Raw genomic sequence first — 14,236 nt, 5'->3', positions numbered from 1 at the left:
TTTCGCTTCCTCTTATTTTTGTATTTTTTTATGTAAGCGGTGTAATAATTATTTAATGTATGAAAGCGAAAACAATTAGTATAAAAATACATTTTATTGTATGTTTTATTGTATGTGTGTAATATGGTGAAATTTCACTTTAAATTAATACTTACATTCCTGAATTAACTAATAATTGTCAATATATTTACTTTGAATATAACATCACATAATCTTTGAAATCCCTTGGTATATATAGTATTATAAAGATACATAAAGAGGTACAGAAAAATACTCTAATGAAATTTTTATAAATAGGGAGGGAAAGAAATGATAATCTCAGATAAGATTACTGCAGAAGTTCGTATGAAAGAATTTAAAGAGATGGCGTATAATAATGCAATTTTAAAAGACAACAAATCAGATAAAGAAGTTAAGCGTCCTTTCTTAAACAAATTAATCAGTGCTTTATCACTATAATTCAGTTAATTAAATAAATTTTAGCCATTCCTGTAGAGAGAGGAATGGCTTTTTTTAGCTTAAATTTAATTGCCAGTACAAGCCGAACTGATCTTGTACTATTGCATAGCGTTTACTCAAATTATAATCATCAAGTGGTACGTGTATGGCACCATTCTTTTTTAACTTTCTATATAAAAGTTCGATCTCCTCCAAACTTTCACACTCTAAATATAAAGAAACTTCAGGATTAAACCTTGTACCTGTTGGAATCTCTGCATCTCTAACTACAATATTTAAATCTCCAATACTTATGACAGCCTGTTGCACTTTAGATGAATTTTCATAGTTTAAAAACTGTAAAATCTCTAAATCTCTAAATATTTCCTTATAATATTCTATGGCTGAAAATGCTGTTCCATTAAATGATATAAGCGGCATGGCAGCTTTCATTAAAATACCCCTTTACAACTGATGTAGTATTGTTTACAATCCTAATTAAACAGATTAGAACAGATAGATTCTGTTCCACTTATATTATAACAGTTCGTATCGCTAGTTTATCAAGGAGTGTAAAGATGATTGAATTACACAATATTACTAAGTCATTTCATGGCCAAAATGGTATGTTCAAGGCCTTGGAGGATGTTTCTATTTCCATAAATGAGCAAGAAAAGTTTGGCATTATTGGCGCGAGTGGTTCAGGTAAATCGACGCTACTTAGAATGATTAATGCGCTAGAGACACCTGACGATGGGACTGTAACAGTTCAGGGGGAAAATCCATCAAAATTAAAGGGCGAGCAGCTTCGTATGTATAAAAAAGACATCAGTATGGTCTTTCAGCAATTTAATCTATTAAACAATAAGACAGTACTAGAAAACATCACATTACCACTCAAGTTACATACATATAAAGATGCTCTAGATGTCGAAGAGGTATTGAAGTTTACAGGCTTACTAGACAAGAAAGATAACTACCCTGGACAGTTATCAGGGGGACAAAAACAAAGAGTTGGTATAGCGAGAGCATTAATTACCAAACCAAAACTTTTACTATGCGATGAACCGACTAGTGCCTTAGATGATAAGACCACAGATGAAATTGTGGAGGTTTTAAAACAAGCGCACAAGGTCTATGGCATGACAATAGTTATAGTTACACATGAATTAAATGTCATTAAACAGCTTTGTGATCGTACAGTTGTCCTAGAAGATGGAAAAGTACTAAACACACTGGACATTGAATCATCAAAACATACTGTTTCAAAACTGTCATACTACGACAGAATTTTGGAGGTGCTCAGCCATGGTTGATGCATTCATCTTGTATTTTGAGCGTGTTGTTGAGTATTTCCCTAATATGATTACTAGTTTAAATGAAACAGGGATTATGATGGCTTTTGCAATGATCGCTGCAATTTTGCTCGGCTTACCTTTGGGTACTTTGTTGTTTCTAACAGATGAGAAACAACCCTTAGAAAATAAGGTGATTTATTGGGTCACCAATGCACTGGTGAATATCATTCGTTCATTTCCGTTTCTCTTATTGGTCATCGCCATGCAACCACTCATAAGAGAAGTCTATGGTAGGGCGACTGGAGATCCTGTTGCAGCGTCATTTCCGTTAATGGTGGTGGCAATTGCCTTATACGCAAGGTTTGTTCAGCAGTCCTTATTAGACGTCCCTAAAGGTGTGCTTGAAACTGCAGAAGCTATGGGTGCGTCGATACCTCAACTAGTCTACAGATTTCTGTTTGTAGAAGCGAGAAGTTCACTCGTTGTAGGATTTACCACAGCATTTGTGAGTTTTATCTCTTATTCGACAATCATGGGTGTTGTCGGTGGTGGAGGTATTGGAGACTTTGCAATACGTTATGGATATCAGCGTTATGAAACAGATATTATGTATACAGCCATTGTTATAATTATTATATTTGTACAAATTGCGCAGTGGTTAGGTCTTAAACTTGCTAAAAAATTAGATAAAAGATAAAGGGGTTTTGTAAATGAAGAAGTTAAAGTGGTTTACAGTTTTCGCATCAACCTTGCTGGTCTTGAGTGCATGTAGTGATGAAGAAACAGCGAAAGAAACATCAGAAGCGGAAGATACACATATTGTTGTTGCATCACAGACACCACCGATGACAGATGTTGTAGAGATTGTTGCTGATGTCATTGAAGAACCGTATACAGTTGAGTTGATGGAAGTATCAGATAACATACAGTATAACGAAGCAGTGTTTAATGATGAAGCGGATGCGAGTTTTGCACAGCACAAACCTTTTATGGAACAGTTTAACAATGAAAACGATGCAGACTTAGTTGCGATGGAGGAAATATACAACGCGATTGTTGGATTTTACTCACCTGTATACAGTTCCATTGATGAAGTGAAAGCAGGCGATGAAGTAGCGATTCCGAGTGATCCAACAAATGAAGCGAGAGCTTTGATGATCTTAGACAGTGAGGGATTAATCACCTTAGAAGATGGGGTGGATTTTGAAGCGACAGTTGATGATATTACAGAAAACCCGAAGAATTTAAAATTTACTCATGTTGATTTGTTAAACTTATCCGCGTCATATGAAGACGGTATTCCACTCGTATTTAACTATCCGACATACATAGAGCCACTGGGTCTTACACCTGAGGATGCAGTGTTATTAGAAGATGACAGTGACAATACATTTGCAATCCAAGTCGTTGCACGTGAAGGTCAAGCGGATTCAGAAAAGATTAAAGCCTTAAATGAAGCATTCACTTCACAAGAAGTCTATGATTTCTTAGATGATTTAAAAGATAAGGCTCACCTAGAACCGGCATTTGAAGGAGACGAGTAAAGTGAAGAAACTCTCTATAATGTTCTTATCATCTATGTTCTTAATAGCAGGCTGTGGCAATGATGAGGACACGGCGGACACCGAAGACACGCATATTGTAGTTGCTTCCCAAACACCTCCTATGACAGATATTGTTGAAGTTGCAGCCGAAGCTGTAGAAGAACCTTACACAATTGAGTTAATGGAAGTTGCGGATAATATTCAGTTTAATGAGGCAGTGTTTAATGATGAAGCGGATGCGAGTTTTGCTCAACATGAACTATATATGGAACAGTTCAATAGAGAGAATGGGGCAGACTTAGTCGCTACTGAAGAAATTTACAATGCAATTGTTGGCTTCTATTCACCTGTCTATGAGTCAGTTGAAGAAGTTCAGGAAGGTGACGAGGTTGCGATCCCAAGTGACCCAACCAATGCCACACGAGCACTATTAATGTTGGCAGATCAAGACCTAATCAAACTTGATGAAGAAGCAGGATTAGAGGCAACAGTTGAAGATGTAGTTGAGAACCCTTATGAACTGGAATTTACACAAGTTGAAGTACTCAACCTCAAAGAATCCTATGAAGACGGCGTACCACTTGTATTTTCTTATCCCGCCTATATTGAGCCGCTTGGCCTAACGCCTGATGATGCGGTTTTCTTAGAAGAAGATAGTGATAACACATATGCAAGTCAAGTCGTTGTCAGAGAAGGGCAGTTAGATTCTGATAAAATTCAAGCTTTAAACAAGGCGTTTACGTCGCCAGAAGTCTATGAATTTTTAAAAGAACTAGAAGATAAAGCACATCTAGATCCGGCCTTTGAACCGGGACAACCTGCAGAATAATTTAATAGCAGCACCTTGGCTCAACCTCCCTTGCCAAGGTGCTTTTTTTCATTTTAAGAGTATTTTTCCAATGAAAACGTAATCATATTGCATATTATTTGAATTGTCGTATAATTCGAACAATAAGCTACTACTCAAGCTTGGAGGATATTTTATGATTGAACAGCCTATAGTTGCCACTGTTATGTTGTTTGCACTACTTGCAGTCGGTGAATTAATTTCAATTTACACTAGAGCAAGAATACCGATGTTAATGACAGCCATGGTCGGTTATTTAGTATTAACATGGATAGGTGTTTTTCCTGAAAATATTTTAGAACTTTCAACATTACCAGCACTAGGTGCCATTTTAATTGGGCCATTAATTATACATATGGGAACTTTAATGCCAATCAGTACTTTAAAAAAGCAATGGCGAGCGGTTGTAATCTCCATAAGTGGTGTACTGGGTGCGCTCATACTCGTTTTGACTATCGTACCTTTAGTATTTGACTTTGAAACAGCGGCGAGTGGTATTGGGCCGATTTCAGGTGGGGTGGTTGCACTCCTAATTACAACAGAAAAACTTAATGAAATTGGCATGACGGCTATCATTGTTATTCCTGTCTTAATTGCAGCCATACAAACTCCAATTGGTATGCCATTAATTTCGTTCTTTTTAAAACGTTATGCTGGAAATTTTGTTAAAAATACAACAGCAACAAAAGCTGAAATAGATAGTCTTGAAGAAGAAGATCAGCCTGTAAGATTTAATATCTTTAAGAACAATATCATTCTTTTATTCACAATATTCCTCTTAGCTGCGATTGCAACAATATTAAGTGAATACACAGGTATTCATTACACCTTGTTCAGTTTAATCTTTGGTATATTGATGTTGAATGCAAAGTTATTTCCACAAGCTGTCCTACAAAAATCAAATTCATTTAGTTTCATGATGGTTGCTCTGATTTTTGTGGTAATTGGTACAATGGGTGGAATCACACCACAAGATGTCGTAAATAATATACCACCCGTATTATTAATCTTAGTAACCGGTGTCGGTGGACTTGCGCTTGGTGGATTTATTGCATCTAAGGCTGTTGGTTGGCACCCATTTAAGGGTATGCCTGTTGCTTTAACAGCTCTTGTTGGATTTCCTGGAGACTATATCATTTGTGAAGAAGTGTCTAGAAGTACTACAGATAACACAGTGGATCAACAACGCGTGTTTTCGGAAATTGTAACCCCAATGTTAATCGGTGGGTTTGTCACGGTCACCATCGCATCTGTTGTTATTGCAACATTTGTAATGGGAATGCTATAAAAAGGAGATTTTATTAATGTCAAAAACTATCGTAAAAAATATTAATCTAATTGATGGATCGGGTTCAGATGTACAAAAAAACGTAAACGTTGTGATAGAAGATGGGAAATTCACACACATTACAAAAGAATACACAGAAACTGATGCGACGCTTATCGACGGTCAAGGAAAGTATATGTTGCCTGGAATGATCGATGCTCATGTGCATTTATCTACTGAATTTAAACCATTAGCAGAACGTGTCGCTACACCATTTTCTTATAGTTTCTATGAAGCGATACAATATGCTGAAAGAACAATTGATGCGGGAGTGACAACAGTTAGAGACGCCCTAGGCAGTCCGCTTGGTTTTAAACAAGCAATCAATGATGGGCTGGTTCGTGGGCCACGCATGCAAGTGTCTATTAATGCCTTATCTATTACAGGTGGTCATGGTGATGGATTAAACTATTCTGGTATTGATTTAAGTTTGGTAAGACCTTATGAAGGTATGCCGGACGGTATTGCAGATGGAGTGGAAGAAGTAAGAAAACGTACAAGAGAAATGCTAAGAGCTGGAGCAGATGTCATCAAAGTCATGGCAACTGGAGGCGTATCAAGTCCAACAGATCACCCTAAATTTACTCAGTATTCTCTAGAAGAACTAAAGGTCATTGTTGAAGAAGCAAAGTTTAGAAATGGTGTCAAAGTTATGGCGCATGCTCAAGGTTTAGAAGGAATTAAAAACTGTGTTGAAGCAGGTATTCATTCTATTGAACATGGTATTTATTTAGATGATGAAGTGATTGAAAAGATGAAAGAAAAAGGCACGTATCTCGTACCAACATTACTTGCACCAGTATCAGTTATTGAGTTCGCAGATGAGTTAGGTATTTCAGAAGTTGGACTTAAAAAGTCTAAGGAAGTAATGGATGCCCATAGAGCAAGCTTTAAAAAAGCTTATGATGCAGGGGTGAATATTGCTATGGGTACAGACGCAGGTGTGTTCAAACATGGTACGAACTTAAGAGAGCTTGAGCTGATGGTTGAAGCTGGAGCCACTCCGATGGACGCAATTGTTATTTCGACAAAAAATGCAGCAGAATGTATGGAAATAGAAAATCTTGGACTTGTTCAAGAAGGATACATTGCTGACTTTATTCTGACAGACGGTAATCCACTTGAAGATATTGGACTTCTTAAAGATAATGACCGAATTAAAGTTGTTGCCAAGGATGGGAAAATCCTTAAAAAAATTGTATAAAGATTCAAATAGCCGCCCTTGGCGGCTTTTTTGTTGCGTTGAAAAGTCGGGTGAGTTGCTATAACATAGTAAAAGTATAGTAGCAGAAGGGGGAGAAGGTATGAAACTTAGAAACACTTTGAAAAATATTCAGTTTGAAAAAATTCGTTTATCTTTGAATTCAAAGTTCACCGTGCAAACTTTAATTAATGTATTAACCATTATTGTCGGTTCGTTTTTATTTTCCATAGGTGTAAATAGTTTTATGATTGCCGGTAATTTAGGTGAAGGTGGATTTATTGGTATTTCTATTATTTTATACTACGCATTTGGTCTACCGACAGCCCTAACAAACTTAATTATGAACTTTGTGATTTTGATTATTGGTTTTAAGTTTTTAGGTAAACGTGCCATGTATTACACGATTTTTACCATACCAATGACCTCCCTCGCACTTTGGATAACAGAAACCTGGCAAATTCAAACTGATGAAATACTGATCAATACTGTCTTTGGTGGGCTCTTTATAGGGACAGGAATTGGGTTGATTATTCGTGTCGGGTCTACAACGGCAGGTACGACAATCTTAGCCAAGATGGCGAATAAGTTTTTAGATGTCAACGTATCTTATGCCTTACTGTTCTTTGATTTAATTGTTATCACGATTGGTTTAACTGTGATGAGCATTGAGCAAGTCTTGTTAACAGTAATCGCTTTATATGTAGCAACAAAAGTGATGGACTTCATTATAGAAGGTATGAATCCGAAAAAAGCAGTTACGATTATTTCTCAAAAACCGGATGTTGTGGCGAACTTAATCAATACAAAAATCAACCGTGGAGTGACGATTTTAGATGGTCGTGGATACTATTCTAAAGAAGATAAAGACATTCTGTTTGTAGTCATCAACAAATCACAGCTCAATAGACTAAAACGTCTAATTAAAGCGAATGATGATCAAGCCTTCGTTGTGGTGCATGATGTAAACAGTGTATTAGGTAACTACTTAATTTAGACGCATATTATTTTAAAATAAATGTATAAAAAATCGTCCGCAAACGTTTGCGGACGATTTTTATGTCATTTAGTACTTTAAATGACGATCGTACAAATAGACAATGACGTTCTCATTTTCAGCAATGATGCTGAAGCCTTTATACTGTAGCCAAGTTTTCGAAAACGTTGTGCGATAGTAAACGTGGGAAAGTATATAAATCTTACTGACTTCATGGGTACATTCTAAATATTTATCAATTAGCTTTGAACCAAATCCCTGGTTAGGTAATGCGGCATGGAGAATGATTTCGGATATGTATTGATTATTTGTACCATCGCCATTCGACCTCATAAGGGCAACAAGTTTACCTTTTTGTCGTAGTGTAATGACAAAATCTGAGTTTATAATGTCTGCTCTGAGTTTATTATAATCACTATATAAATCACCACCACCAGAAGTGTACAGTTCCCTAACATCATCTAGTGTGATCAGTTTATCAGTTGATATCGTATCCATATTCTTCACCTCTAAATTATCAATAATACAGCTGATTTGAGAATGTTCTAATATTGAAAGAAATCAGCTGGTTGTTTATAATCATAACTGTATGCGGTTACATTTAAAAGAAAAATTAAATTATTCAGAAAAAGGTGAGCGATTTGGAACTTCAGCTACAGTTGTATTTTTACCATAAAGAGATTGAACAATCTCCAGAGTACGTGTTTAGCGTTCTAAAAGACGATCAAGAAATCATTGACAGAGTACAAAAACTAACAGCAATTACTTATAATTCAGACGTTACAAATCAAAGATCAGTCGGAACAGAGGGAATATTAGTATACAATGAGGCTAATATTAATACAGAAGTAATATTTTACACAGATAATCGTCGACTTGAGTTTGAATCATACGTCCCAGCGGGTAGATTATGGACAATGGTTAATATTGTACCGGTTGAAGGTCGCTCTGAGTTAACCATTTCGACGAAACTTATTACGGATTCTCCAGTAAGTTTTGCACTTTATGCCTTAAAGATTCCTAGAGTTAAGAAACAATTCAATGACATTGTAGGACGTTTAGAAGCGGGGGAATAATTGTACTATGAGAGTTCAGCAGTATGCAGAGGATGCTTTAACAGTTACGTTTGGTCAAGATATTGACGAGACCATCAATACTCAGCTTGTGCAGCTAAAAGAAAAATTTGTTGAGCTAGATTTTGAAGGGGTTCTGGATATTGTTATATCCTATACCAGTTTAATTATTTATTTTGATGTTTTACGAGCGGATGTTAAGGCGATGAAATCAGCCTTAGAAGAAATGAAGCAAGAAGAATTATCGACCACACCATCAAGTTATAAGGTCGTTGAGATACCTGTGTGTTATGGCGGTAAATTTGGTCCTGATATCAAAAAATTTGAAAAATCTGGATTGTCTGAAACTGACGTCATAGAACTACATAGCAACAAAGAGTATTTAGTATATATGCTCGGTTTTATGCCGGGCTTTCCTTATTTAGGTGGCCTAGACAAAAGGCTTTATAAAGATCGATTGGATTCACCTAGAACACGTATTCCAGCAGGTTCTGTTGGTATTGGTGGGCAACAGACAGGAATGTATCCATTTACTTCACCAGGAGGCTGGAACTTATTGGGACGTACCCCAATTCCCCTCTACGATAAAAACCGAGATCACGCTATATTGTATGAAGCAGGGGATCGTATTGTCTATAAGGCGATTGATGAAGACGAATATTATCGGTTAGAACAGGCCTATTATGATGGGGCGTACGAAGTTAAAGTTATCGACAGAGGTGAAGCAAATGACGATTAAGATTACTGAGCCAGGACTGTTTACAACAGTGCAAGATTTAGGTAGAAGAGGCTATGAGTCTTATGGTTTTTCTCCAGCAGGCGCTATGGATTATAGAAGTTACTGTCTAGCAAATGCTTTAGTTGGTAACGATTTTACAAAAGCGACTATAGAGATGACTTTCCAAGGTATACAATTTACTGTACTTAAGAAAACAACAATCGCAACTGCCGGCGCCTCGATGAACCTAACAGTAAATAATCAGCCGTACAGAATTGGTACGATTATCGACTTGGATAAAGGAGACCAAGTCGTTTTTGGTAGTGTGGAAAGTGGCGTTAGAACTTATGTCGCTTTTACAGGTGGATTAGATTTACCTAGTGAACTTGGTAGTTATGCGACACATACGAGAAGTGGAATTGGTGGATACAAGGGACGAGTCCTTCAATCAGGTGATATCCTAAAAACTATTGGCGGTCATGCTGACATTCCTTTGTTAGAAGTAGATGAAGCAATAGAGACGCATGAAGTTGAAGAAATACGTGTCATACTCGGCCAAGAAAGTGAACGCTTTAATACCGAATACCAAAATTTGTTTAAGTCATCTGAGTATACGGTTTCTAAAGATACGGACCGTATGGGTGCGAGGTTAGAAGGTCCAGCTATCAAATCGGATAATGGGCACGATATTTTAAGTGCACCGACCCAATTTGGTAGCATTCAAATCCCTAAAAATGGACAGCCGATCATTCTTCTAGCAGACAGACAAACAGCAGGTGGATACACTAAAATTGCCACCGTTGCTAAAGTCGATCTACCCAAAATTGCTCAGAAGCAACCTGGGGATAAAATTCGTTTTAAAGAGATTAGCATCGAAAGTGCAAGTGCGCTCTACAAGGAAAGTTTAGAGCAGTTACAAAACAAGGTCGATTTAGTACCATCAAAAGATTTTGAAGCAGTAAGAAGAACAGATGCCAATAGCGTGTCGAAATTAATTGGAGGATAAGTCATGAATTATAAAGATATAAAGAAATTAGTGAAACTCTTAAAAGAGGAAGATTTATCAGTTTTAAGTTTTTCAGATGAAAGTACTTCTATTCATCTAGAAAGAAATATGAGTAATGGTGTGGTTAGTGCAACTAGCACATCTGCTTCAACTGACACGAGTGCAAATGAAGAAAGTTCTGATTTACTAGAAATCAAAGCGTCGCAACTTGGCACATTTTTCATTAACAAAGATGAGAACAGCGAGGAAACATTTGTTGCTGTTGGTGATACAGTACAAAAAGGTGATCAAGTTGGCTTTATAGAAGCAATGAAAGTATTTAATGACGTGAAAAGTGATGTTGCTGGTACCGTTGAAGAAATTTTAGTATCCAATGGAGATACTGTTGAATTTGGTGATGTGTTGATTCGCTTACGTCCAGAAGGAGCATGAGTTATGAGAAAAGTGTTAATTGCTAACCGCGGAGAAATTGCAGTTCGTATTATAAGAACTTTAAAAGAAATGAATATTAAGAGTGTCGCGATTTACTCAGACGGTGACCGAGATAGCTTGCATGTTGCCTTGGCAGACGAAGCATATTGCATCGGTGGACCAAAGAGTGCTGATAGCTACTTGAACATTGACCGTATTTTACAAGCTGCGACGGTCAGTGAATCAGATGCGATTCATCCTGGTTACGGGTTTTTATCGGAAACACCTGAATTCGCAAAACGTGCTGAGGAAGCGGGGTTCATTTTCATTGGGCCTGATGCGTCGACGATGGAAAAAATGGGTGATAAGGCGATGGCTCGTCAGACAATGGATGAGGCTGGAGTGCCTGTCATACCGGGTAGTGAGGGTGTCGTAGATTCGATTGAGTCGGTAAAAGCTATTGCTAACGAAGTGACATACCCAATTGTAATCAAGGCCGTATCCGGCGGTGGCGGTAAAGGCATGCGTTTTGCTTTTAATGATGATGATGTCGATAAATTGTACAATCAAGCGAAGAAGGAAGCTAAAAGTTCTTTTAATGATGACCGGTTATATGTTGAAAAATATATTCCAAAAGCGAGACACATTGAAATTCAGGTTATCGGTGATGGTAAAGGTGAAGCGGTGCATTTATTTGAAAGAGATTGCTCGATTCAAAGAAATAATCAGAAGCTTCTAGAAGAGGCGCCAGCGACAATATTAAGTGAAAAAGAGCGAGCTGACATTACGGAAACTACACGTCAAGCAATCGCAAAACTGAAATACCGTGGAGCTGGAACGATTGAATACTTATATGTACCAGAAGAGAAGCGTTTTTACTTCATTGAGATGAATACGAGAGTTCAAGTGGAACATACCGTATCTGAAGCGGTGACAGGCATCGATATCATTAAGTCACAGATTAACGTGGCATTCGATGGAGAAATTGGTTTTACTCAAGATGAAGTGCAGTTGTCTGGTCACGCTATTGAAGCACGAATTAATGCAGAAGACCCGGCTAACAATTTCTTGCCTTCGCCTGGTAAAATCGAAAAACTTCACTATGGCATGGGTCGGAATGTCAGAGTGGACAGTCACATCTATTCGGGTTATGTGATTCCACCTTTTTACGATTCGATGATTGCAAAAATAATTGTAACTGCAAATAATCGTACTGATGCTCTAGATAAGTTGAAGTTAGTCTTAGGTGAAACAGTAATTGAACCAATTAAAACAAATTTGAATTTACAGTATTTCTTGGCTGGACATCCGAAAGTGCATGCCAACGACTACGATATTAAATTTATTCATAAGGAGAACATCATTGATTAAGGAGGATTCACATGTCTGAGTTAACAATAGATTTAAATGCTGATTTAGGTGAAAGTTATGGTAATTACAAGATCGGCAATGACGCTGAAATTATTCCTTTGATTTCATCTGCTAACGTCGCTTGTGGCTTTCATGCAGGAGATCCGAGTGTGATGATTGAGACAATTAAACGCATTAAAGAATCTGGGACAACTGGAATTGGAGCCCATCCTGGTTATTTAGATTTGATGGGCTTTGGTCGTCGATTTATGAAATTATCTGACGATGAAGTGCATGCCTTGGTACTTTATCAATTATCTGCACTGGATGGTTTAGCGAAGACTTATGGCATGGAACTAAATCATGTGAAACCTCACGGCGCGCTTTACAATGCAACGTTTACAGATGCACACCTCGCTGATGTGATTGCTGGTGCAGTTAATGACTTTAATCCTAATTTAAAATTAATGGGCTTAGCGAATAATAACCTAGTGAAAAGTGGAGAAAAGCTTGGTTTAAATGTTGTGCATGAGGTATTTGCAGACAGAGCCTACAAGGATGACGGTACATTAGTGTCACGTTCAAAAGAAGGTGCAATGATTACAGATAGTGAAAGCGCAGTCTCTAGGGTGCTACGCATGATTACTGAAGGTAAGGTTGAAAGCATCAATGGCAAAGACATAGATATTAAAGCAGATAGTATCTGTGTCCATGGTGATGGTGCCAAAGCATTAGAATTTGTTAAAGAGATAAGAAAACAATTACAGGAGAAAGGTGTTACTATCGATACGATGTAAGAAGAGGTGAAATTATGGAGAATAAACCTAAGATAACTGCTGCTCAGCGCAGGTTATTATTTGGTGCAGTGTTCTTGATGGCAACATCATCAATTGGGCCTGCATTTTTAACGCAAACAACAGTGTTTACCCAACAATTTATGGCAAGTTTCGCATTTGCAATTGTTGCGTCAATTGTGATTGATATTGGTGCACAGTTAAATATTTGGAGAGTTTTATCAGTTAGTGGAAAACGTGGACAAGATGTCGCCAATGAGGTATTACCAGGACTTGGTTCGGTTGTTGCCGTATTAATTGTTATCGGTGGCTTAGCATTTAATATTGGTAACGTCGCGGGTGCAGGGCTCGGTTTTAATGCCATTTTTGGATGGGATGTTAGAATTGGAGCAGCAATTACAGGTATTTTTGCAATTATTATTTTCTTAGTAAAAAATGGACGTGCGGTCATGGATATCGTGACACAAATACTCGGGGTGCTCATGATAGGTATCATTGCCTACGTCATGATTATTTCAGAACCGCCTGTTGCAGAAGCAGCGAAACGCGTAATTTTACCAGAAGAGCCTATTGCGATGCTCTTACCAATTATCACGCTGGTTGGGGGAACAGTTGGTGGTTATATCACTTTCGCTGGTGCCCACCGTTTAATCGAAGCGGGAATGACTGGTGAGAGAAACCTACGCTTTGTGAGTCACGCAGCAAACTGGGGTATTTTAACAACAGGTTTAATGCGCGTGCTGTTATTCTTAGCAGTACTTGGTGTCTTAGCTCAAGGTGCAGTATTAGATTCTGAAAACCCTCCAGCATCCGTTTTCCAATTTGCTTTAGGTGATATCGGTATGAAGATCTTTGGTGTTGTGCTCCTAGCAGCAGCATTATCTTCAGTTATTGGAGCGGCTTATACAAGTGCAAGCTTCATGCGCTCGTTTAATAAGGTTTTCGATAAGTATAATAATATTGTAATTGTGGTCTTCATCCTTACATCGACACTTATTTTCCTATTCGTTGGAAGACCAGTCACATTACTTATTCTTGCAGGTTCATTTAACGGTTTAATTTTACCAATAACACTGGGTGCGATTCTATTGGCTTCACGTAAGAAGAGCATTGTCGGTAACTATCATCACCCGACTTGGATGATCATATTCGGTATCATTGCAGTCATTGTAACCTTGATTGCAGGATTTATGTCGCTACAAGGACTCGCGGATCTTTGGAATAGATAGGTG

17 protein-coding genes are annotated in these 14,236 nt (G+C 37.7%); 15 read left to right on the top strand and 2 right to left on the bottom strand.

Annotated elements, in window-relative coordinates; translation table 11 throughout:
* The first annotated feature begins 309 nt into the window (after nt 1-309).
* The gene (locus EYB29_RS08755) at nt 310-459 is read left to right on the top strand and encodes a hypothetical protein (RefSeq protein WP_156889151.1); all 150 of its coding nucleotides are present in this window, start codon (nt 310-312) and stop codon (nt 457-459) included.
* A 54-nt stretch (nt 460-513) separates the two neighbouring features.
* Here the strand turns inward: EYB29_RS08755 and EYB29_RS08750 are convergent, their stop codons facing one another.
* Nucleotides 514-891, bottom strand: a complete 378-nt coding sequence (locus EYB29_RS08750; RefSeq protein ID WP_026866775.1) for a VOC family protein — start codon at nt 889-891, stop codon at nt 514-516.
* A gap of 125 nt (nt 892-1,016) precedes the next feature.
* Between EYB29_RS08750 and EYB29_RS08745 the strand changes: the two genes are divergently transcribed.
* The 7 genes from EYB29_RS08745 (at nt 1,017) to EYB29_RS08715 (ending at nt 7,652) form a co-directional block, all read left to right on the top strand.
* The gene (locus EYB29_RS08745) at nt 1,017-1,754 is read left to right on the top strand and encodes a methionine ABC transporter ATP-binding protein (RefSeq protein ID WP_026866776.1); all 738 of its coding nucleotides are present in this window, start codon (nt 1,017-1,019) and stop codon (nt 1,752-1,754) included.
* Nucleotides 1,747-2,433, top strand: a complete 687-nt coding sequence (locus tag EYB29_RS08740) for a methionine ABC transporter permease (protein WP_026866777.1) — start codon at nt 1,747-1,749, stop codon at nt 2,431-2,433. The genes EYB29_RS08745 and EYB29_RS08740 overlap by 8 nt, the downstream gene beginning before the upstream one ends.
* Before the next feature lie 13 nt (nt 2,434-2,446).
* Nucleotides 2,447-3,280 carry a MetQ/NlpA family ABC transporter substrate-binding protein gene (locus EYB29_RS08735; protein WP_026866778.1) on the top strand — a complete coding sequence of 278 codons (834 nt, stop codon included), beginning with the start codon at nt 2,447-2,449 and terminating at the stop codon, nt 3,278-3,280.
* A 1-nt stretch (nt 3,281) separates the two neighbouring features.
* A complete protein-coding gene (locus tag EYB29_RS08730; protein WP_026866779.1) occupies nt 3,282-4,109 on the top strand; it encodes a MetQ/NlpA family ABC transporter substrate-binding protein in 828 nt (275 codons plus the stop codon).
* Nucleotides 4,110-4,263: 154 nt separating this feature from the next.
* Nucleotides 4,264-5,415, top strand: coding sequence for a hypothetical protein (locus EYB29_RS08725; RefSeq protein ID WP_026866780.1), 1,152 nt, complete (start codon nt 4,264-4,266; stop codon nt 5,413-5,415).
* 16 nt (nt 5,416-5,431) lie between these two features.
* Nucleotides 5,432-6,658: a metal-dependent hydrolase family protein gene (locus EYB29_RS08720; protein WP_026866781.1), complete on the top strand. Its 1,227-nt coding sequence runs from the start codon at nt 5,432-5,434 to the stop codon at nt 6,656-6,658.
* A gap of 100 nt (nt 6,659-6,758) precedes the next feature.
* Nucleotides 6,759-7,652: a YitT family protein gene (locus EYB29_RS08715; RefSeq protein WP_084145747.1), complete on the top strand. Its 894-nt coding sequence runs from the start codon at nt 6,759-6,761 to the stop codon at nt 7,650-7,652.
* A 69-nt stretch (nt 7,653-7,721) separates the two neighbouring features.
* On the opposite strand, the gene EYB29_RS08710 is transcribed toward EYB29_RS08715, so the two are convergent.
* Nucleotides 7,722-8,150 (bottom strand): N-acetyltransferase, encoded by a 429-nt coding sequence (locus EYB29_RS08710; protein ID WP_026866783.1) that lies wholly within the window; start codon nt 8,148-8,150, stop codon nt 7,722-7,724.
* Between the two features lie 143 nt (nt 8,151-8,293).
* Between EYB29_RS08710 and EYB29_RS08705 the strand changes: the two genes are divergently transcribed.
* The 7 genes from EYB29_RS08705 to EYB29_RS08675 are packed head-to-tail and all read left to right on the top strand — an operon-like array spanning nt 8,294 to nt 14,233.
* Nucleotides 8,294-8,728 carry a hypothetical protein gene (locus tag EYB29_RS08705; RefSeq protein WP_026866784.1) on the top strand — a complete coding sequence of 145 codons (435 nt, stop codon included), beginning with the start codon at nt 8,294-8,296 and terminating at the stop codon, nt 8,726-8,728.
* Nucleotides 8,729-8,735: 7 nt separating this feature from the next.
* Nucleotides 8,736-9,464, top strand: a complete 729-nt coding sequence (pxpB, locus tag EYB29_RS08700) for a 5-oxoprolinase subunit PxpB (RefSeq protein WP_026866785.1) — start codon at nt 8,736-8,738, stop codon at nt 9,462-9,464.
* Nucleotides 9,409-10,449 carry a 5-oxoprolinase subunit C family protein gene (locus EYB29_RS08695; RefSeq protein ID WP_156889152.1) on the top strand — a complete coding sequence of 347 codons (1,041 nt, stop codon included), beginning with the start codon at nt 9,409-9,411 and terminating at the stop codon, nt 10,447-10,449. Before pxpB ends, EYB29_RS08695 begins: the two co-directional genes overlap by 56 nt.
* A gap of 3 nt (nt 10,450-10,452) precedes the next feature.
* On the top strand, nt 10,453-10,881 hold the full coding sequence (locus EYB29_RS08690; RefSeq protein WP_026866787.1) for an acetyl-CoA carboxylase biotin carboxyl carrier protein: 429 nt from the start codon (nt 10,453-10,455) through the stop codon (nt 10,879-10,881).
* Nucleotides 10,882-10,884: 3 nt separating this feature from the next.
* A complete protein-coding gene (locus EYB29_RS08685; protein WP_026866788.1) occupies nt 10,885-12,231 on the top strand; it encodes an acetyl-CoA carboxylase biotin carboxylase subunit in 1,347 nt (448 codons plus the stop codon).
* Between the two features lie 11 nt (nt 12,232-12,242).
* A complete protein-coding gene (locus EYB29_RS08680) occupies nt 12,243-13,007 on the top strand; it encodes a LamB/YcsF family protein (protein WP_035856243.1) in 765 nt (254 codons plus the stop codon).
* A gap of 14 nt (nt 13,008-13,021) precedes the next feature.
* A complete protein-coding gene (locus tag EYB29_RS08675) occupies nt 13,022-14,233 on the top strand; it encodes an NRAMP family divalent metal transporter (RefSeq protein ID WP_026866790.1) in 1,212 nt (403 codons plus the stop codon).
* Nucleotides 14,234-14,236 lie beyond the last annotated feature (3 nt).

Origin of the sequence: Jeotgalicoccus sp. S0W5 (assembly GCF_011634875.1) — a bacterium.
Lineage (GTDB): Bacteria > Bacillota > Bacilli > Staphylococcales > Salinicoccaceae > Jeotgalicoccus > Jeotgalicoccus marinus.
The sequence above is the reverse complement of the archived record's forward strand: the minus strand, read 5'-3'. Positions and strand labels throughout refer to the sequence as shown.